Origin of the sequence: Sphingobacterium rhinopitheci (assembly GCF_022627575.1) — a bacterium.
Classification (GTDB): Bacteria; Bacteroidota; Bacteroidia; order Sphingobacteriales; family Sphingobacteriaceae; genus Sphingobacterium; species Sphingobacterium rhinopitheci.
The window spans coordinates 1-21,171 of sequence record NZ_JADEYQ010000024.1; the positions used below are offsets into that span (position 1 = coordinate 1).

Below are 21,171 nucleotides of genomic sequence, written 5' to 3' on the forward strand. Positions count from 1 at the left end.
GCATTTAATTCTGAAGCCATTTTCTTAGAAGATATTGAATTATCAGTTAATGAAAAACTAAAAAATCTATATCCTGAAATTGAAAAAATAATTGAAAAACACGTAAATGAATTAGAGCATCTAAAAGAAATGTTTCTAATAGAAGAAGATGAAAACGTAGAAATCTCATTGAATGATGATGACAAAAAAATATTAGAGAAATTCTATGAGGCACAAGCTAAAAAAGAAGCTAAAATTGATTCGTGTATTAAGGAATCAATTGATAGACTTGAAAATCTAGATACTACATCTAAAACTTATGAGGAAGATTTAGAAAAGGAAATTAATAAAATAGTTAGAATTTTACCTGAACAGAATAAGAGAAGTTTAAGTCATTATGTTGCTAGAAGAAAACTAGTAATAGAGCTATTTTCGAAAATTTTAGATAAAAAACTTAAAATACAAAATATTGGTTCAAGAGATAAAGATGAAGCATTAATCCATAATCTCTTATTCACTCAAAAATCTACAAATACTTATGGAAGTGATTTATGGATTTTAAATGAAGAATTTATTTATTTCAAAGGAAGTTCAGAATTCACATTAAGGAATCTTAAAATTAATGATAAAAAAGTCTTTAAAACAGAATTTGCGAAGGAAGAAGAAAGATATTTGAATTCTCTTGGGAAGAGTCGTTTAGATAGAAGACCAGATGTATTATTATTTCCAGAAGAAGGTAAATGTATAATTATTGAGTTTAAAGCTCCTGATGTTAATACATCTGACCATTTAACACAAATCAATAAATACGCCTCCTTCATAAGAAATTATACAAATGATGAATTTGAAATAAAAACATTCTATGGATATTTAATTGGAGAGAGCATTGAACCAAAAGATGTTCAAGGAAGTGTATCTACATTTGAATATTCTTACCACTTTGATTATTTATATAGTCCCTCTCAAAAAGTGATTGGATTCGATGATAAAGAAAATGGTTCTATATATACTGAAGTCTTGAAATATTCTTCATTATTGAAAAGAGCAGAATTAAGAAATAAAATATTTATTGAAAAGTTAGGCTTATAATAGAACTATCGTTAATAACTAAACTTTAGTTACGCTGAACTCTTAAGCTATGCTCGTCGTTCCCGCGGAACTAAAGAAGAACTACGTTTCGAGTCCGAACAATTAAATATTTTAAAATGTCACTAACAAAAGAAGTTTGAAATATTCCATAGGCTAAATACCTTTTATATATAATGTAAAAAGTCTAATTAGTAACAGTATAGGCATTTTAAAAGAAGGTAAAGAGAACAATACAGTATATTATAAGAAATAATTTATGAGATAATGATAACAGAAGTTAATTCATTTGATAAAATAATCAAATATTTAGAAGATAAAAAAATTTTCGTCGATTTATTCGTGAATGATGAAGATGATAAAATGTTTAATTTTAGATTTCCAAGAGAGGTTGAAGATATCATATTTTCACTTAAACAATTGGATGGATTCGCTAGTGAGATTGAAACTTTGGAATATTCGAAGAAATATGTAAGAACAAAGTGTAAAGTGCAATTCCCGATATTTACTGACGATTGGCTAGACACTTCTTTAGCTTCAGTAGACTTTAAATTTAAAAATGAGGAGTATACAATTGAGATTATTCAACGACCATTACTATTAGCAATTGCTAATGTTAAATTAGGGTTTTATTCAAAATTTGCTGGTCCCCTCACCACGTATTGTGCAATCGAAATAAGATCCAAGAAAGAAAGTGAGATAGATTTGGAATATTGCCAAGGTTTAGTAATGTCATTCATTTATGAATATTATCAAGTAACAAATAAAGTTTTAGAAATAGTAGAACTTCACAATTTTGACGCTGACTACTATAAATATGATCATGATGAAGATGACGAGACCAAATCAATCATAGTATCAACTCTCATACAATATAATAAAGCAATTGATCTATACTTAGAAGCTGCAAAAACAGCTGATGATGAAATCTGTTTCTTGTATTACTATAAAGTGATAGAGCATTTTTCTCCTAAAATAGCTAAATTAAAAACTTACGACTTATTATTAAAAAAACTTGATACAATCAAGTACGCTAAGATTACCGATAATGACCTTAATAATATAATAAATATATCGGATTCATTAAGAAAATCAAAATCTGATAGTGACTTAGTTAAAACAGTCCTATCCTGTGGGATTGATATTGTTAGTTTATTTCAGTTCCTACCTCAAACAATTCAAATGGCTTTAATGAAATCGATTAAGCTAAATCCAAATGCGCTGAATTATGATTTATCTCAAGATTACATAGATACCATTATACAAGAAATTGGAAAATGGCTTTACAGTACAAGAAATCATATTGTACATGCAAAAACAAATTACAAATCCAATAATTACGAATGTAATGATGAAGATTTAAAGCAGATGAATGTTTTCTTGTGCAAAGCAACTTATCAGATTATTAAATGGAATGATAACCTGACTATTTAAAAAGATTACGAACTACAGGAGGAATTAAATACAACAGATGAGTAACGCTGAAAAATTTCTTGAGATTTATAATAGAATTGACATTTATCTTAAGGACAGAAGTAAATCCGATTATGAAACTTTTGCTACAAAAGTAAAAAACAGTAACAACGTTCTGATAAAACGATACCAAATCGAACTGTTAGATTATGGAGAACTAAGAAATGCCATTGTTCATAACCCTAAAATTGGAGGTAAATATATAGCAGAACCTTTAGCAAAGGTGATAGAAAATTTTGAAAGTATATTAAATAAGCTAGAAAGTCCTTTAAAGGTAATTCCTGAATTTCAATTTGAAGTTCTAGGAGCAAAAGAGGATGATGATTTACTTCCAATTCTTAAAACTATGAGAGAGAATTCATTCTCTCAATTTCCTATTTTTAATGAACAAGGAGTAGTTATTGAACTAATAAATACTAACACAATTTCAAGGTGGTTAGCAAATCAAACTGAAGATAACGACATAGTTATAGAAAATCCCAAAGTATTAGACTTAATTATCGAGGTAGAATTTAAGCAAAATTATAGGTTTATCTCTAGGTCAACGAATATTTATGAAGCATATAATCTTTTTATTCAACAAATAATAAAGAAAAAAAGGAATCTTGATGTCTTATTTATTACACACAGTGGATGTAAAAGCGAGAAACTTCTTGGACTCATAACTATTGAAGATATAGCAAATCTGGTGTAATGCTCAAAAAATGTTTACCTACTAATTTTTTTAGAATACTAACTTAATTATTTATAATTCAATCTACATGTTGCAATTTGACGCTCCTGAAGTAACATCTTTCACAGAATCAAACAAACCCCTTGCTTTAGCGAACAAGGGATATCCATATCATCAAATACCTGATGACAGAAGATTTGAAGAACTCATCTACTCTATTTATAAAATTAAAATAGATCAAGATCAGTTTAAACCTTATGATTCAATCAGCATATTAACAGGCGTTCGAGATAAAGGGAGAGATTGTGTACTGTATAAAGATGGTAAAGCAAATGGAGTAATACAATGTAAACTGTATAAAAATCCATATTCAAAAAATGAATTAGGTTTAGAAATCACTAAATTCATACTGTACAGTATTATTGATGAACGTTTGGTTGATGACTATTCTTCATTTAGTTATTACATCTGTACAGCAAATGGCTTAGCTAACGAATGCAATGACTTTGTTAAGGATTTTCAAAATATAATTGCAAATGAGCCTCAATTAAGTACATGGATTAATAAATGTTTAGCAAAGTCAACTCTAGAAAGCCTAAAGATTGACTTGGATATAACATCCTTTAAAGAAAAGATATCCAAAATAACTGTAAAGAATATTTACTCTCAGGATTTAGACCTAGAATTAAGTTCTCCTATACTATCTCATTTGATTCCACTCTTTTTTGAAGTTAAGACTGTTATAGATGCTTCTAGATTAGATGAGTTGAAAAATCTAATAAAACCGACGTTGACTTATAAAGATGTTATTAATGCTCTGCGAACCTCCTCAGTTAGCCTATCTAATGAAAGTAATGAATTTAGCTTCATATCAAACTCCCATTTAGTACGCAAGGAGACAGAGTTGCTATATGACTGGATAATAAATGACAACAATAAATCTGAAAAACATAAGAACATATGTCTTTTGGTAGGCTCAGCTGGATATGGAAAAACTGTTATTCTAAAGGACTTGTATGACAAATGTGTAGACAAGAATGTGGCTGTACTAGGTTTGAAAGCAGACATACTGTACTCAACATCAATAAATGATTTGCAAAAAAACATAAGCACTCCAATTCCACTACTGGAATTTATCAAGAAGTCTAAAAAGCACTTTTCAAAAGTTGTAATTTTGATTGATCAGATTGATGCATTATCACAATCTATGTCATCAGACCGCAGGTTTTTGAACGTATTCAGAAACTTCATTGATATCTTTCTAGACGATGAAAATGTCAAAATAATACTTTCCGTGAGACCTTATGAGCTTAATTACGACCCCTCGCTGCAGTTTTATAAAAATGGGAAAACCATTGATGTAAACGCGTTAGATGAACTAGAAGTTAATATGATTTTAAGGATGGCAAAAATAAATCCAGATACGCTATCCTCAAAACTCCTTCAATTGCTTAAAATACCAAATCAACTCGATGTATTTCTTCAAATTGCAACAAATGGAACTAGCCGCATACAATCTATATCTCTTCACGGATTATATTTTGAACTATGGAATCAAAAAGTTACTGAAATAGCAAAGAGAACAACCAAATTTCAAGATTGTATTTCCGTTAAAAAACTTTTGTATACTATCGCTAACGATATGTATGCAAAGCAACGTATCTCTATTCCTAGATTCAAGTATGAAGATTATCAACAGGAACTAAATTACTTAATGAGTGAAAGATTGATAAAAACAGATGGAAACCAAATACAGTTTTTTCATCAATCGTTTTACGATTTTGTATTTTCAAAACAGCTAGTTGAACAGGATACCAATATAATCCGATATATCAAGGATGCAGAACAATCTATTCATATTCGCTCTGCTGTAAAGATGACCTTTACCTATCTCAGAGAATACGAGTTCACACAATACCTACAAAATATTACTTCCATTTTTGATGATGATGAAGTATTATTTCACATTAAACAAATTATATTTTCTTTAATCATATCCTTAGATACTCCGCATCAGGATGAAATCTCTTTTGTTAAGACTACTATCAAAAAAGATATTCAATGTGAATTGTTATTTTTAGAGATGACGAAAGGTGAAGTCTGGTTTAATAATATAGTAATTGAATTGGGATATTTAGACTTGTTGAAAGCTGACCAAACAAGTATAACTAATGAGATTGAAAAACATAGAGCGAAGCAGATATTTTACATTATCCAGAGCCAAATTACCACATATAACTCACAAATAGCGTGGGAAATATTATCTACAATAACAGATAAATATAAAATACAAGATTTACTATACTCTGTAACAGAATGGAGTAACCCGCTGAGTTACCAAATTTTTGAAAGCTGTAAAGATTTTGAGGAGCATGATCCTTTTGGTTACTATCACGTATTGGATAATATGATGCCAAACAATCCAGAGTATGTCGTTGAGCAACTAAGCCGTAACCTTCCAAAAAGTCTTAAAGATCCCGAAAAAAATTCTGACTATAAACTAAAAGAAGTTTTAAAAAAACTCATAAACATATACCCTGACAAACTATACTCATTATTATTAGCATGTGTCATTTCGGACTTACAGGATGACAATCGTTATAATGTTGGATCATTGATTAGCGACTGGACTTTTCATGATATTGACTTAACTGACAATGAAGATTACTCAAATAATCAAGAAAATCCTTATCAGCTATTAGGTATATGTCTTAAAAAAGCTGCTGAAATAAAAATTAATGCCTTCTTATCATTTTTAGATCAATACAAACATTCTAAATATGAATCTATATTGAGATTAATCATTTTTGCTTTGCAGGGAAATGAGGTGCGCTATGTAAATCAAATTTATAATTTCTTTATTACCGTCACTGAATCCAAAATTATCGAAGAAGATAAAAATCTAGAGCATGAATTAAGAATTCTTATAGCTAGTACATTTGCTCTCTTTAGCTCTTATCAAAAACAAAATATTATAAACTACATCAAACAATATAAGAAGGCTTTTGAAATTAGTTCTTATGAATATGGAGAGCCCAACAAGAAACGTTTTTATTCTAATTGGGGATTAGGAAAATACTTTTGGTTAAAATCTTTACCTATGAATCTTATCAATTCTGACAAAGAATTAAAGAAGTCTTTTCAAGAACTCGAAAGACGTCATAAAAACATAGAAGATAAACCTAATGTAAGACAGATATCAGTGACTATTGGTTGCACTAGTCCTGTCAATCCTAAAGCTTATCCATATATGTCAAAGGAGCAATGGATTGCTGCATTTCGAAAATATAATTCTAGTTACATAGAAGATTTCGGCAGTAATAAAGGTGGGATTCACGAGTTAAGCTCTGGTTTTTCGAATACCATCCGAGAAAATCCATCAGATATGAAAATGGATATTCTAAAAGCAATTACCAATGACCCTACTATTAATATTAACTATGTATTTACTGCCTTACAAACTTTAGCTGAAATCAGAAAAGACCTGCGACAGGATTTAATTGAGATTCTAAAGACTACTATAGCTAGAAAAGAGCATACAAACATATATTACCCAATAAAAATTGCTGGAATTCTTAGTGGTGGTGATACCGAAAACCCATATCTTATTACCTTGTTAACAGTTAATGCCTTAAACTATGAAAAGAAGGGTTCTTGGCAAGAAGACAGGGACAAGACAACTGATATTCATGGATTAGTTACACATGCTATGAATACGTATCATGGTAGTGCAATAAGTGCATTAGTCCGTATTAAAGACAATACCTACGAAAATTTGATCTTCGAAACTGTAGAAAGTATTCTTGTCTCAGGGCCTCCAGATGCTAGAGCATTGGTTTATTACTATATAGCACATCTAACCAGAATGAATATAGACAGAACAAATAAATTATTTGTTAATCAAATAGCAAAAGAAGATGATATATATGTTATAGCATCTTCGCTATGGTCACTACAGTACTTAAGGAAAAATGGATTTAAAACCATATCACCAGCTTATGAAAAGTTAATCGTCTCAAACCTAATCGGTAAAAATGATGCAGAATCACTCTTCAATATATTATATGGATCTTATCTACATAATATTGAGGGGGCAGATGAATTGTTATTCCAATTAATTAAGTATAATGGAACTGCGGCTGTAAGAGGTATTCGGACTATATTTAAGAACTATTACACCGTAGCGAATAGTAAAGAAAAAAATGATAATCTATTACTCAGTATTTTACAACAAATAGAAGTAAATGAAGAAAATGATTTATCTATAAACTTTATAAATATAGAACATATAAAACTTATTGATATATATCCTTTCCTCTTAAGCTATATAAAATCACCAATATTCATGATGTCTAATTACTTGGTGGAATACCTATGTGAACAATGTGCTTATTCCCCACTTGAAGCAATCGATCTTTTTGATTCTGCTTTTGAAAACCGAGCATCAAACAATCAAAGAGCTAAAGGAATATACAAATTGGATGAATCATACATAAAATTTATTGTTGGTGCTTATGACAGCTTAACTCAGAAAACAGAAATCCATTCCTTAAATAAAAAAAGACTTTTACAAAGATTTGATGATGTATTACAAGACTACAAATTAAGGAGAAGTTCTTACAAAATATTAGATACACTTACATAAAAAACAAAAGTGAAGATTCACAATCTCTAACTAACTCTTATTTAACCTCTATTGTATCTTAGACATGTAATCTACATTCTTTCTAAGGCAAGACCGCTAACACATATTTTGTTTTCTAAGATTTGATTTGTTTAGAGATTAACCCCACTACGATCCATGTAAATAAAAGACAGTGGTTATTTATATTTGCAGAAGAAATGTATAAAATATAATTCGATAGCTCCGTTGGAATTTCTGCATTTTCATCACTAAGAATTGGATAGCTTTCGTGAAAAATATTTTACCCCTTTTCCTAGAGGTAAACTTCTTTAAAAATTAGAAGGTTAAACTCATCATCTAGCTACACTTACTTTGATTTCTAAATTGGAAAATCGAATATTCAATTTTCCGGCATTCAGTTTTAACCTCTGACCCCACGTGAGGGATTGCCGTGAAAATCCTCTTATATATACTGATTATATAAAAGAGATTGCAACAAAAAGCCCGACCCTAAAAGGGGCACGCTAAAATAAATAAAACCTTAATATTACCTACACTAAAACAATATATAAATAACCGTAAACAACTTAAATAAAACAGTTTAAATACATTAATCTAACCCTACGATCCTAGCTTCTTAGTCGAGGTCAATGATAGTTTATCCATATGCTCAAATAGATCATCTGTGGCATCCACAAGCGGATCATACCAATCCACCTTTTTTCTAGCCCAAGCAAGATACTCTTGTATCTTTACATCATAGGTACCTTTTAATTTGGCAGCATCTTCCATCGCCTGAAGATATTCTCTCATTAGTGAAGCATTCTTCCATAATTCAGCATTGGTTTTAAGTGCTATAAAATTATTGATTTCTGTAGTTTGTAGTTTTTTTAATTCCAGTTGCCGTTGATATTTCTTTTCACGCTCCAATCTAAATCTTTCAATTTCCCTTCGCTCCTCTTGTATTTTAATTATTTTTTTGGGGATATATGCTAGTATATCATCAATTTTATCTTCTAGTATGGTATAGGCTGTATCTTTCCATTCCTTAGTATCCCATGAGTTTTCACCTAATTTAAAGACAAGGATCCCTGAAGGTAGATAATCATAGGTTTCCCAGGAATATTTTGAATTTAATCGTTCAACACGATTCTGTTTCTCACGGAGTGATAGTTCTAATCGTTCCTCCCTATAAAGTACTATAGTTCGATTCGATTTCATCTCTATTTCCCCTCCTATTTGCTTAATTCCAAGGATAAACAAAATAAAAAATTCAAGAGCTCGATCTATCATCTTAGCGCTTACATTTATGGGCAATGCATGCGATCCAATACTAATAAGTCTATTACTTCCTACATCGCCTTTTAGTTCTTTTTGAAATAACCTCCTTGCTTCAACTACAAATTTATCTTCAGGCATGGCCTGCTTAAGCTGATGAGTCTGCTGTTTTTCAGCCGTAAACTTATTATGAACCTCCTTATTTTTTAATCGTGACACCCTTTGCTTAGGTTCATAAATTACTTTTTTTTCTTTTTTGCCAGCTAACAAAGGAAGTGATAGGATTTTTAGGGTATGACCTGCTCTTAATTTAGACCAATAGCCATTCTCAGGAGATGGAATATTATATTTCTTAAGCAATTCCTTTATATCTTGATAAGTCCCACCATAAGATTCGATGATAAATCGAAGCGGCTTTTTCCATACCAAGGTATAGAGCTGCTCTCTTGTTAGATTCATTTTTTGCATAGGTGAATTAAATTACAACGCTAAATTTCCCTTATTTACAACAAGTAATGATAGTCCCTAAGAGAATTCAAACTTTATAATGCATGTAGTTATCATACAATTGTATAATAAACAGGAAGCTATCACAGCTTAAAAGCTTAAAGCTAGCTATAGGGCACGTACATTCAAAGGAATAGCGATTTAGTAGTATTAAAAATAAAATAGCAGCAAAATGGCCCAGCAAAAGGCTGGACCTAACTAAACAAAACAGTTATAAAATTTAAATGTTACTCCCAAACATTCTAACAACTGTAATAAAGGTGGTTATTAATACTTTCATTTTTATACAGGTTAAGTACATTCTTAACCATATTATAGCTTCCTGCAATAAAGGGTACTGTTTGATGCGTATTTAAAACAGGAATATGCAGTATAGGGCGCATACCATCGATGGCTAGTCCACCGGCTTGCTCTATGATATAAGCCATAGGATTACATTCATACAAAAGCCTTAATTTCCCATTGGTGTGCATTCCTGTTGAAGGGTACAGAAATATACCACCTTTCAATAAGGTACGGTGCATATCGGCTACCATTGAACCTACGTACCTGGATTTATATGGTAAATTATTCTCTGGATCGAATTGCTTACAATAGGCTAAATACTGACGTATTTGTAATGGAAAATCTTCTGTATTACCTTCATTAATTGCATAAATAGCACCTGTTTTAGGCAAACTAATATAGGGATGAGTAAGCCTAAACTCTTTAACGTTCACATCCAAGGTAAATCCATGCACTCCATGTCCATAGCTTAAGACCAACATTGTTGATGTACCATATAAAAAGTAGCCTGCTACACGTTGCTCCTGACCAGAACTGATGGGATTCCACCGATCGATCAACTGCCTTTGCTGACAAAATATTGAAAAAATAGAACCAACAGAGACGTTGACATCAATATTAGAAGAACCGTCCAAAGGATCTAAACAAACGCTGTATACTGATTCTTGAAGATTACCATTCATCAGATTGATGATATCGTCACACTCTTCAGATATTAGGTATTTACATTTTTCACTTTTTTTAAGGTAGGATATAAATATATCTTGTGCTTGTATGTCTAGTCTATGCTGCCTTTCTCCATGCGTATTTATAGTCTGTTTATCTTCATTTAGGCTATCAAAAACATTTCTGTTGACTATCCCTGAAACTACAATTGCTGCAGATGAAATATCCAATATAATAGCTGCTAAATCTGTGCTTATAAAGTCAGCTTGAACCTCAGCATTCATATGCTGAACGAGTGAATTACCGATCATATAAAAACTTAGCCATTCAAAACTACTAATTCAACTTCTTCAGCTTCCACTTGACTCGCATGGCTAATTTCCATATGCTCTTTTGCTAAATAATTAGCCAATCCTAGTACCTGCATTGCGTAACCAAATTCATTATCATACCATACATAAAGTGTTAAGGTATGTCCATCTGCTGATATTGATGTAGCATGTGCATCTATTATACCTGTTGAGGGATTACCTAAAATATCCGAAGAGACCAGATCTTCATCAAAAATCAAATCAATTTGTTTGTGCTTAGTTGGCTTAAATGCAAAAGTCATAAATAACTGATGAACATCAGGTATTGAAGTCTTCTTATTAAGCTCTACTACAAGTATGGCTAAAGATCCATTGGGTATAGGAACACGAATAGCGTTAGCTGTTATATTATATTTAAGCTTAGGAATAATCTTAGCCACCGCTTCACCTGCACCTGTCTCCGTAATCACCATATTCAATGCAGCAGCTCGTCCTCTTCTATCCTTTTCATGCATGTTATCTACTAAGTTTTGATCATTGGTATAGGCATGTATAGTTTCTATATGAGCTTTAATAATACCATACTGATTTTCCAGTACCTGTAGTACAGGAGCTATCGCGTTAGTAGTACAAGATGCTGCAGATAATAGCTGTTGATCTGGCTTTATACAAGTTTTATGGTTAACACCAAAGACCACATTAGGTATATCTTTTACGGGAGCTGTAACCAATACTTTTGTTATACCTCCAATCAGATGATTTGTTAATGCTTTCCTATCTCTATAAACGCCCGTATTATCAATGAGCAAAGCATTGTTAATATTAAATTCAATATAGTTCACTTCATCAGGCTGTTCCGCAGTTATGAATTGTACTGGAACACCATTAATAATTAAGCTATTGGAGGACTCTTCTATAGAGATTCGACCATTAAAAGCACCATGTATAGAATCCTTGGCTAGCAACGATGCTCTTCTTTTTAATGAAACTAAGTTCACGGGTTCACGTACGACTACAGCTCGTAATACGAGTTGAGCTTTTAATGCAGCATCTGTACATAATTCTCGAGCAATGATCCTACCAATACGTCCAAAACCATACAATACAACATCTTTAGTGTTGGGATTATGCTGAAGATGTATAAGCCATAACTTAGAAATTAAAGACTCTTTGGTTATGGGTTGATCAAGCAGGAAACTATCCTTTAACAAACCTAGATCGATAACAGCAGGTAGTTCTGGTAAACACATTAAAACTTTCATTATGGATTCTATACTGTGCAGTTTATATACACTAGGATACGCGATAGATTGACTTTGAAAATGCATTAGTAGATTCAACTTTTCATCCACAAGGCTATGTCCATGGTATAAACAAAGTACTTTTCTATCTTTCCACAAGCTATTGGCTATAAGTCTAATACTAAGGCATTCCTCACGCTGCTTTTCAAATTGATTTAAGCAATCTGTTAACATGTTTTTCATCTATAATTGGTAAAATTTATAGCTCAAAGGTAGGATGTTAAAAGCTGACAGAAAACCAAATATTTAAATTTTAATAAAATTTAACAACATAAATTGTTAAAATTATAAATTAAATAATAAAAACAAGTAAGTAATAATAAATATAATAATAAAACAAAGTAATGCTTATTTAAAATTCAATTTGTCATTTGTCAATTACAAATTAATTAACTTAAGAAATGATACATGCCTTAGGATACTTAGATTACACAATCAAGAAAAAGCTAGAAAAACACAAATCAAAGCAGGTGATTAATCGTACAGATAGTCAATCAATATTAAAAAGAATTGGGTTGAACGTTTACATTTTTACTAATCATTGTCAATTCTAAAATCATATCTATCAAATAACTTCACCTATTCTACCTGCATCGTAAACGGCTCCATTGTAACCAATGTAATTAAAGAGATTTACCTAATTACCTACATTTAAGTAAGTTATAGACGTGATAGTCAATTTTCACTTGTCTGCATTATTTACGTATCTAATAATGCATTAGGCACATTCACAAGAATCCACGATTTAACTACAACATCCATTGATTAGGTTATGTACACTTCTTATTAGAACAGCAACTTTGTACTATAATTTAAAACATATAAAAATGGAAAATGTAAAAGGAAAAGTTGTTGCCATTACTGGAGCTAGTAGTGGTATTGGTGAGGCGATAGCCTATCACTTATCAAAATTGGGAGCTAAAGTGGTTTTAGGAGCAAGAAGAGAAGAACATTTAAAAAACATAGTAAGAACTATTGTTAGTTCAGGTGGTGATGCTATCTATAAAAAATTAGATGTTACAAATGTACAAGATGTTGTGTCATTTGTAGACCATGCTGAAAGTATGCATGGAAAGCTGGATGTATTTATCAATAATGCAGGCCTTATGCCTCTCTCGATGATTAATGAGTATAAAATTGAAGAATGGCACAGAATGATTGATGTAAATATCAAAGGAGTTTTACACGGTATAGCCGCAGCACTACCTATTTTTGAAGCCAAGGATAAAGGCCAATTTATAAACATCACATCAGTTGGTGATCGTTGGGTTGGTCCTACTTCTACAGTTTATAGTGCTACAAAATTTGCTGTGAGAGCCATTTCAGAGGGATTACGTCAAGAGGTAAGTAACAATATTCGAGTTACGATTGTAGCTCCTGGCGCTACCGTTTCAGAATTAGCAGAGAGTATATCTGACTTGGAATTAAAAAAGCTAGCCATAGAGCAATTCAGAATTAACTTATTACCTGCAGTTGCAATAGCCAAAGCCGTTGCTTATGCAATTTCACAACCTAATGACGTAGATGTTAACGAAATTGTAGTTCGCCCGACAGCCCAAAAATCATTTTAATCATTCAAAAATAAAATTCTAATTAATTCATGAAACAGTTATCTATATTAATTTCTGGCTCAGGCTCAGGGATGGGACTATTAGCAGCTAAAACGCTGATTAAGGCTGGACATCACGTATATGCAGGAATACGTGATTTTAAAACAAGAAGTATTGCTAGAGCTAATGATCTCACTGATTTTGCAGCACAAATGACAGGTAAATTAACTCTGGTTGATTTGGACATTAAATCACAAGAATCTTGTTTTGCAGCTGTACAATTAATGAAAGAAGAATCTGGCATTATAGATGTAGTCATTCATAATGCTGCACATCTTTTTAGCGGTTTGTCAGAGGCATTTACCCCAGAACAATTACAAGATTCTTTAGATACAAATGTTGTAGGTGCACATAGATTAAACAAGGCTGTATTACCAATAATGCGAAAACAAGAGAATGGGTATCTGATTTACATAGGAAGTGCTGTCTCCGCAATTATTAATCCCTTTTTCACTCCATATATCGTTGGAAAACAAGCGATGGATGCTTTAGCAGAATCAACAGCTTATGAATTACGTCCATTTGGAATTGAAAGCACCATTTTAATGCCAGGCCTATTTATGGATGGAACATCACATTTCCTTACTGCCGTTGCCCCAGAAGATCAAGAGACTTTAAAAGAATATAAAAAGTTAGAACCCTATATGGATCGATATGAGAATGGGTTACGTAAATTATTTCGACCACATCAAGAAGTTCCCGTTCAAGGTATAGCAGATGAAGTCGCAAGATTAATCTCACTTCCTAAAGGTAATAAACCATTAAGAACCTCGATCGACTATTCTGATTATGGTGCAGAAGCAGTAAATGCAGTTAGAGAAGCTCAAACTTTTCGAATGCTAAAAATAATAGGCTTTGAAGATCTTCTTACAATTTCAACTAATGAAAGCAGCAATGTCTAAATACCTACTTATGAAAAATGTACATTTTTTAATTGTTATAACATACCTATTCATCTTGAGTTGTTCTTGTTCAGCAAAAACACGCTATGTGAATGACATGGAAGCTAGCGAGAAATCAAAAATGTTAATAGCATCCTATTTCGATAATTGGAAAAATGACGGAACTAGTTTTTTTGATATTTTAGACGAAAACGTCACTTGGACTGTAGCTGGTAGGTCTCCAGTTTCTGGAATATATCAAGGGAAAGCAAATTTTATAGAAAATGCTGTAAAACCTATTCTAAAACAGTTGTCAACACCTTTACAACCAGAATTGATTAGCCTCACGCATGACAAAGAATACGTTTGGCTACACTTTAAAGCTAAGGCAACTGCTATAAATGGTTCGCCATATGAAAATACATACCTATGGAAAATAATAGTAAAAGATAATCGAATTATTACCGTGGTTGCATTTTTAGATACCCAAGAATTAACAGAATTAATGAAACTCAATAAAAACGAAAGCGCAATGAATAAAACAATAGAAGTTACTAAAGAATATATTGGCATGTGGGTAACGAAAGACAGAAACGTTCGTCATGAATTACTACCTAATAACAGATATGATGAAGCACGTGGTAATCGTAAAAGCGCATATCAAGGTCAATATACATTATCAGGAAATCACATTGATTATATCGACGATACAGGATTTACGGCTGATGGATATTTCAAAGATGGAATTTTATACCATGGTGGAATGATTTTGTATAAAGAAAAAAAGTAATTTAGCTGTTATGGAGAAAACTTTTCAATTTCATACATTATCAGAATTTCACAGCTTTTGTAATTTACCAAAACCAGAGCATCCACTTATTAGTTTGATAGATTATAGTAAAGTCACATTCTCTTCTGATGGAGCTGAACTTAAATGGATACAAAAATTCTATTCAATAGGTTTAAAACGAAATGTAAATGCAAGGTTTAACTACGGACAACAGCAATATGACTTTGACTCTGGTGTTTTATGTTTTATTTCTCCTGAACAATTTTTAAAATTAGAAATTACTTCAGAGATTCAAGTTAATCCATCAGGATGGTTATTACTGATACACCCTGATTTTCTTTGGAATACTACCTTAGCAGACAAAATACAGTCCTATGATTTCTTTCGATATGCTGTAAATGAGGCACTATTTATGTCTGATAAGGAAGAACATACCATTGTAGAGATTCTTCAGAATATTGAGAGTGAATACAAATCTAATATCGATAAATTCAGCCAAGATTTAATTGTAAAACAAGTAGAAAGATTATTAATTTATGCAGAAAGATATTATGAACGTCAGTTCATAACACGCAAAAAATCTAGCCATGAACTCGTTACTCGTTTTGAACAAGTATTGTCAGCATATTTTAAACAAGAAGAAATTCTATTGAAAGGAATTCCAACGGTAACTGCCCTTGCTAACGAATTGAATATTTCTGCAAATTATCTAGGCAGTGTTCTTCGAATTTACACCCAACAAACGACCCAGCAGCATCTTCAAAATAAAATAATTGATTATGCAAAAACTCGATTAAGCACCACCACACGTTCTATTTCTGAAATAGCTTATGAGTTAGGCTTTGAACACCCTCAGAGTTTTAGCAAGTTATTTAAAAATAAAACAAAGCAAAGTCCTGTGGAGTTTAGAGCGAGTTTTAATTAGCTGAATTCTCCTAAATTCTAAACCCTGTAAATGAGATAAAATTTTTCATTTACTCAAGTAGCATTGTAACCAAAGTTATAACTTTGGTTACAATGATTTACGCCTATATCATCTTGAAATAATTATCTTAAAAACAATCTGGATAAAAAAATCAACACTTAACTAAAAATATGAAGATTAAGTAACTACCTCTCTAAAAGGTATAATTTTTTGTTCTCGAAATCCCATACGGTATTAAATTCATCTAATAATCTATGTCCAATACTCATATAATTGTCAGTTCTAATATTTATATGCTTTTTTACATGAGAAAAACTATCATCAGTAATTAAATACATACCTTTCAATTTTGTGGTAAACTTATTATCTAATGTAATATCTTTTACATTGACTAACTTAGGACTAAGTTGTCTCAATGAATTTTGTTTTTCCAATGTTGCTTTCCCCTCTTCAGTAACTTGCAGACAACCAAATTGACCTGTATCCATAGATACTTGAAGCTCTAAATCTCCAATCCTAGCATTAATAACTGGATGATTTTGAGCATTTGATATATCAAAATCCAACACAGCAACTACAATTTCATCTGCTAGAAAATCTTTATTCTTTTCTCGTTCTAACGAATTTTTATAGAATATCAATCTTCTTCTCAAATAATCCATTTTAACTATATATCCATGAAAAAAATCATAGCCTATATAGCCAAGACAATCTACTGAGGTTATATTTTGTATGTGTTGAAAATTACCACTTTGAATATTTTTTAAATTTTCAAATTTTAGACCATTTATAAGTTTAACCTCATTAATAGATTCGTTCATAGACATTTTGAAAATTTGATTGCTCCCTGTTCTACTTTCTCTATAAGCTTTCATTTTATCTCTATCTAAGGGAACAACATTTTCATTAATTTCAATAGCAGTTATTAATCCCGTATCGAAGAAAAATTTACCTTTTACGCCATTTACTTCACCTGCAATCATAGGATAAGCATCAATCAAGGAGATTGGGATTGTAATAATATCGCCAGTAAGCTTAAATATAGAATTTTGGGCATGACCTAAATTAGTTGAAAAGAAATAAACTAACGCAATTAGTATAGAATAACGATTATTAAACATAGGTTTCAGAACTATTTAAAAATTTAATTTTTCAAATGTATAGTAATAAAATGGAGTAATATATACCCGTTTGATTATCTAAACTTGAACTTGTTCAATCAATTAAAGCATAGATCTAAATATTATAAATCATACAATATTTATTAATTTTTAATCAGACAAAAATAAAAATTATCATTTTTTGTTTGATTTCTACAATCCATTAAATGAATATGCAATAAAATATCATTTTTCAAATAGCCAATATGACTAATCAATACTACTTAAATAAGTATGATAGAATCATAAATTTGATTTCTTATAAGAAAATTCATCTATAAGATTAAAAGCTTTTGTAATTCAACATCAAATTAAAGATGCATTTATTTGCTATTTATTTTTAAAGGAAGCATTTGACACGTTTCAATCAATTACAAACTGACTTTAACACAATCTACCTGTTCATTTAAGCTTTTTATTAGCTTAATTACTAATATAAAGCATCAAATCTATAGTTCACACCAATAAAATAAAGCCAATCGACTATGAAAGTTTGATTATAACAAGTAATGGAGTTATATCAACAATTTTCCGATATGCATGAACTTTAACTTTGTAATATAAATAATAAATATAGATAAACATGATAACTGTACTTACAAAACTTAAAGCAAAGAATAAGGATTCATCAAAAAAATTAAAGCAATTACTTGAAATTTTACAGATTGAAACTCCAGATGAAAAAGGCTCAATTCTTTATGAGATCTATAATAGTGATAAAGATGTAACAGCATTTTATATTTTCGAGAAGTGGGCAACCCAATTTGATTTAGATAATCACATTGTATTAACTAAGAATAAAGGATATGATTTACAAGCGTTTGAGCTTTTAGATAATGATCTAGAAAACATCATTCTATCAAGAATTTAACACTAACAATTAAAATTTAAAAAAAACACTATGAAAAAAACAGTTTTAATCACCGGAACGTCATCTGGAATAGGAAAAGCTACTGCCTTAGAATTTCATCGTAAAGGATGGAATGTAATCGCTACCATGCGCAGTCCTGAAAAAGAAAGCGAGTTAACAAATCTTGAAAATGCACTTGTAGTCGCTCTAGACGTTCAAAATCAAGAATCAATTGACAATGCAATTGAAGAAGGAATTAAAAAGTTCGGAAAAATAGATGCGATTGTTAATAATGCTGGGTATACCGTATTTGGCCCTTTTGAACTGACAACTGATGATCAAATTTCTCGAATTTTTGACACTAATTTATACGGACCAATGCGAGTATTAAGGTCAATATTGCCTTTATTTAGAGAACAAAAATCTGGGGTAATAATTAATGTTACATCTGCAGGAGGACGTGTTACATATCCAATCACGAGTATATATCATGCAACAAAATTTGCTTTAGAAGGATTTACTGAGACATTAGCTTACGAGTTGATACCTTTTGGTATACAAACTAAAATTGTAGAACCTGGCTCAACTGCCACAAAATTTGTTGGTTCTGCAGAGATTACCACTGGTGACAATCCTATTTATGATGAATTTATACATAATGGATTAAAAAACTGGGAAAAGCATGATACATTAACCTCATCACCCGAAACTATTGCAGATAAAATTTTCACAGCAGCTACAGACAACAATTATGTTTTGAGGTATCCTGTAGGAGAAGACACTGAATTTTATCTTGCCATCAGACAAAGCATCGATGATCAATCCTATGTAGATTTTATGCGAAATCGATTTATACCAGAATATTTAAACAATTAATAAAATGAATAATTTAAAAGGAAACACAATATTAATTACTGGAGCTGCAACCGGTATGGGTTTATCAGCGGCAAAATGGTTTTCAGAGCAAGGTAATAAAGTAATTTTAGTCGCTAGAAATGAAGAAAGATTAAAAAAGGTAACTTCTGAGTTATCCAATGCCTCATATATAGTCTGTGACTTAAACCAATTTGAACAATTAGAATCATTAGTTGAAAAAGTTAAAGAATACTATCAGGATCTGAACATGGTCTTTCTAAATGCTGGAACAGCAACGAATTTTCAATTACTGGGTGCTAAAAATGCCTATGAAATTAGCAAAACGGAGATGGTTGTAAATTTTCATTCTGCTGTATATTTGACTCATGAACTAATACCTCTAATCGAGAATAAAGAAGAGTCTGCTTTTATAATTACTACTTCAGGTGTTGTCTTTGGACCTGACCTTACTCATCCTACATATAGCGCTTCAAAAGCAGCTCTTCATAATTATATATTAGGATTAAGACTAGAATTGTATAGGCAGAAATCGAATATTGAACTATACGAACTGATTGCACCTTTGGTCGATACACCATTTTCAAGCTCAGTTGAATCACATTTGAAAGTCTCTGCTGATGAAGTCATCAAAGACCTAATTGTCGCTTTGAAAGAAAAAGATTTAGAAGTTAGACCTGGTCTTACAGAGATAGTGTACAAAACATATTTATCTTCTCCTCATGAGGCTTTACTTATGATAAATGGAGCCAACAACATTTAAAAAAAATTGTAAATTTAAAAACTGCAATTAGTCCATTTGCTAATTGCAGTATTATAAACTACTATGGAAAAACTAAATAAAGTTCTTAAAAATGAGAAAATGGAGGATTTCAATCGTGAATTCCTTTCTTATAATGAGCAAAATGTAAAAAAACCTTTTAGTTATTTTAGTTCAGTAAATTGTCTGTCGGATAAGCCCATTTTATATAGAAGAAGAGATTACTATAAAGTTAGTTTCCTTGTTGGCGAATATGTAGTGCATTATGGGGATGAGAGCATCAAAATTAATGGAATATCTCTTTCATTTTTTAGCCCATCCATACCATATACGATTGAACAAATTGATGAAAAAGAAAATGCAGGATACTTCATATTCACTGAAAATTATTATGACACATTTTTTAATCAATCAATTAAAAATTTTCCATTATTTTACCTGGATAAAAAACCAATTTTTCAATTAAATCAAGATGAAAGAAAAATTGTAGAAACTATATTTAAAAAAATAGAAGCGAATTATCATTCGGATTATGCTTTAAAAGATGATATCATAAGAAATCATATAAATGAATTAATGCATTTTGCTAATAAATTATGTCCGGCTACAGAGAGAGATTTTCAATTAAATTCAAGAGAAAGATTATATAATGTTTTCTGTCAACTACTTGATCAACAATACCCTGTTGATATAGATAACCCTAGGCAATTAAGAACAGCAAGTGAGTTCGCTGATGTACTAAATGTACATGTAAACTACCTTAATCGTGTTTTAAAAGAGATAACAGGGAAATCAACGAGCGATTTACTATTTGATAGGCTTTTAAAAGAATCTATTATTTTATTGAAGCATACTAATTGGAATATTGCTGAAATTGCTTATAGCATGGGCTTTAAAGATATTTCCCACTTTAACCATTTTTTTAGAAAAAAAGTAAATAACATACCATCCTATTATAGAGCTTAGTTAGGTAAGATCCAAAATATTAAATCGTAGAATAACTTACATTAAAAGTACTGTTATATAATTATATAAAAATTTCAAAATAAAATTGGTGTTATTATATATAACCTAATATTCCTAATCGATAATAGTTCTTAGCACATAGAAAAACGAAATATCACAAAAAACACATTGAA

General features: G+C 31.0%; 15 protein-coding genes and 1 pseudogene. 12 read left to right on the forward strand and 4 right to left on the reverse strand.

The window, feature by feature from the left end:
• From IP023_RS14245 to IP023_RS14260, 4 genes and pseudogenes are all read left to right on the forward strand, one after another.
• A pseudogene (locus IP023_RS14245) lies at positions 1 to 1,068 on the forward strand (ATP-binding protein); the annotation flags it as partial.
• Positions 1,069 to 1,332: 264 nt separating this feature from the next.
• Entirely contained in the window at positions 1,333 to 2,499 is a 1,167-nt protein-coding gene (locus IP023_RS14250) for a hypothetical protein (protein WP_241791067.1), read from the forward strand.
• Between the two features lie 37 nt (positions 2,500 to 2,536).
• Positions 2,537 to 3,232 (forward strand): CBS domain-containing protein, encoded by a 696-nt coding sequence (locus IP023_RS14255; RefSeq protein WP_241791068.1) that lies wholly within the window; start codon positions 2,537 to 2,539, stop codon positions 3,230 to 3,232.
• A 67-nt stretch (positions 3,233 to 3,299) separates the two neighbouring features.
• Positions 3,300 to 7,856 (forward strand): AAA family ATPase, encoded by a 4,557-nt coding sequence (locus IP023_RS14260; protein ID WP_241791069.1) that lies wholly within the window; start codon positions 3,300 to 3,302, stop codon positions 7,854 to 7,856.
• A 600-nt stretch (positions 7,857 to 8,456) separates the two neighbouring features.
• On the opposite strand, the gene IP023_RS14265 is transcribed toward IP023_RS14260, so the two are convergent.
• The 3 genes from IP023_RS14265 to IP023_RS14275 all read right to left on the reverse strand — a co-directional run bounded on the left by IP023_RS14265 (position 8,457) and on the right by IP023_RS14275 (position 12,366).
• A complete protein-coding gene (locus IP023_RS14265; RefSeq protein WP_241791070.1) occupies positions 8,457 to 9,572 on the reverse strand; it encodes a hypothetical protein in 1,116 nt (371 codons plus the stop codon).
• A 290-nt stretch (positions 9,573 to 9,862) separates the two neighbouring features.
• Entirely contained in the window at positions 9,863 to 10,882 is a 1,020-nt protein-coding gene (locus IP023_RS14270) for a class 1 fructose-bisphosphatase (protein WP_241791071.1), read from the reverse strand.
• Between the two features lie 8 nt (positions 10,883 to 10,890).
• Positions 10,891 to 12,366 carry a glyceraldehyde-3-phosphate dehydrogenase gene (locus IP023_RS14275; protein WP_241791072.1) on the reverse strand — a complete coding sequence of 492 codons (1,476 nt, stop codon included), beginning with the start codon at positions 12,364 to 12,366 and terminating at the stop codon, positions 10,891 to 10,893.
• 578 nt (positions 12,367 to 12,944) lie between these two features.
• Between IP023_RS14275 and IP023_RS14280 the strand changes: the two genes are divergently transcribed.
• Genes IP023_RS14280 through IP023_RS14295 form a run of 4 tightly spaced genes read left to right on the forward strand, consistent with a single transcriptional unit; the run spans position 12,945 to position 16,389 of the window.
• Positions 12,945 to 13,754: an SDR family oxidoreductase gene (locus IP023_RS14280; protein ID WP_241791073.1), complete on the forward strand. Its 810-nt coding sequence runs from the start codon at positions 12,945 to 12,947 to the stop codon at positions 13,752 to 13,754.
• A 29-nt stretch (positions 13,755 to 13,783) separates the two neighbouring features.
• Entirely contained in the window at positions 13,784 to 14,695 is a 912-nt protein-coding gene (locus IP023_RS14285) for an SDR family NAD(P)-dependent oxidoreductase (RefSeq protein WP_241791074.1), read from the forward strand.
• Entirely contained in the window at positions 14,676 to 15,464 is a 789-nt protein-coding gene (locus tag IP023_RS14290; RefSeq protein WP_241791075.1) for an Atu4866 domain-containing protein, read from the forward strand. The genes IP023_RS14285 and IP023_RS14290 overlap by 20 nt, the downstream gene beginning before the upstream one ends.
• A gap of 10 nt (positions 15,465 to 15,474) precedes the next feature.
• The gene (locus tag IP023_RS14295) at positions 15,475 to 16,389 is read left to right on the forward strand and encodes a helix-turn-helix domain-containing protein (RefSeq protein WP_241791076.1); all 915 of its coding nucleotides are present in this window, start codon (positions 15,475 to 15,477) and stop codon (positions 16,387 to 16,389) included.
• 185 nt (positions 16,390 to 16,574) lie between these two features.
• On the opposite strand, the gene IP023_RS14300 is transcribed toward IP023_RS14295, so the two are convergent.
• Positions 16,575 to 17,510, reverse strand: coding sequence for a hypothetical protein (locus IP023_RS14300; protein ID WP_241791077.1), 936 nt, complete (start codon positions 17,508 to 17,510; stop codon positions 16,575 to 16,577).
• A 622-nt stretch (positions 17,511 to 18,132) separates the two neighbouring features.
• On the opposite strand from IP023_RS14300, the gene IP023_RS14305 reads away from it, so the two are divergent.
• The 4 genes from IP023_RS14305 (at position 18,133) to IP023_RS14320 (ending at position 20,998) form a co-directional block, all read left to right on the forward strand.
• A complete protein-coding gene (locus IP023_RS14305; protein ID WP_241791078.1) occupies positions 18,133 to 18,420 on the forward strand; it encodes a putative quinol monooxygenase in 288 nt (95 codons plus the stop codon).
• A 30-nt stretch (positions 18,421 to 18,450) separates the two neighbouring features.
• A complete protein-coding gene (locus IP023_RS14310) occupies positions 18,451 to 19,275 on the forward strand; it encodes an SDR family oxidoreductase (RefSeq protein ID WP_241791079.1) in 825 nt (274 codons plus the stop codon).
• Positions 19,276 to 19,279: 4 nt separating this feature from the next.
• A complete protein-coding gene (locus IP023_RS14315) occupies positions 19,280 to 20,035 on the forward strand; it encodes an SDR family NAD(P)-dependent oxidoreductase (RefSeq protein WP_241791080.1) in 756 nt (251 codons plus the stop codon).
• Between the two features lie 63 nt (positions 20,036 to 20,098).
• Complete coding sequence (locus IP023_RS14320) at positions 20,099 to 20,998, forward strand: helix-turn-helix domain-containing protein (RefSeq protein WP_241791081.1); 900 nt, start codon at positions 20,099 to 20,101, stop codon at positions 20,996 to 20,998.
• Positions 20,999 to 21,171: the final 173 nt, after the last annotated feature.

What these genes read in the sequence shown, in the direction of transcription:
- IP023_RS14290 (WP_241791075.1), top strand. Translation starts at nt 14,676, where the DNA reads ATGAAAGCAGCAATGTCTAAATACCTACTTATGAAAAATGTACATTTT.
- IP023_RS14260 (WP_241791069.1), top strand. Translation starts at nt 3,300, where the DNA reads ATGTTGCAATTTGACGCTCCTGAAGTAACATCTTTCACAGAATCAAAC.
- IP023_RS14270 (WP_241791071.1), bottom strand. Translation starts at nt 10,882, where the DNA reads ATGATCGGTAATTCACTCGTTCAGCATATGAATGCTGAGGTTCAAGCT.
- IP023_RS14300 (WP_241791077.1), bottom strand. Translation starts at nt 17,510, where the DNA reads ATGTTTAATAATCGTTATTCTATACTAATTGCGTTAGTTTATTTCTTT.
- IP023_RS14315 (WP_241791080.1), top strand. Translation starts at nt 19,280, where the DNA reads ATGAATAATTTAAAAGGAAACACAATATTAATTACTGGAGCTGCAACC.
- IP023_RS14255 (WP_241791068.1), top strand. Translation starts at nt 2,537, where the DNA reads ATGAGTAACGCTGAAAAATTTCTTGAGATTTATAATAGAATTGACATT.
- IP023_RS14310 (WP_241791079.1), top strand. Translation starts at nt 18,451, where the DNA reads ATGAAAAAAACAGTTTTAATCACCGGAACGTCATCTGGAATAGGAAAA.
- IP023_RS14265 (WP_241791070.1), bottom strand. Translation starts at nt 9,572, where the DNA reads ATGAATCTAACAAGAGAGCAGCTCTATACCTTGGTATGGAAAAAGCCG.
- IP023_RS14320 (WP_241791081.1), top strand. Translation starts at nt 20,099, where the DNA reads ATGGAAAAACTAAATAAAGTTCTTAAAAATGAGAAAATGGAGGATTTC.
- IP023_RS14250 (WP_241791067.1), top strand. Translation starts at nt 1,333, where the DNA reads ATGATAACAGAAGTTAATTCATTTGATAAAATAATCAAATATTTAGAA.
- IP023_RS14305 (WP_241791078.1), top strand. Translation starts at nt 18,133, where the DNA reads ATGATAACTGTACTTACAAAACTTAAAGCAAAGAATAAGGATTCATCA.
- IP023_RS14275 (WP_241791072.1), bottom strand. Translation starts at nt 12,366, where the DNA reads ATGAAAAACATGTTAACAGATTGCTTAAATCAATTTGAAAAGCAGCGT.
- IP023_RS14285 (WP_241791074.1), top strand. Translation starts at nt 13,784, where the DNA reads ATGAAACAGTTATCTATATTAATTTCTGGCTCAGGCTCAGGGATGGGA.
- IP023_RS14295 (WP_241791076.1), top strand. Translation starts at nt 15,475, where the DNA reads ATGGAGAAAACTTTTCAATTTCATACATTATCAGAATTTCACAGCTTT.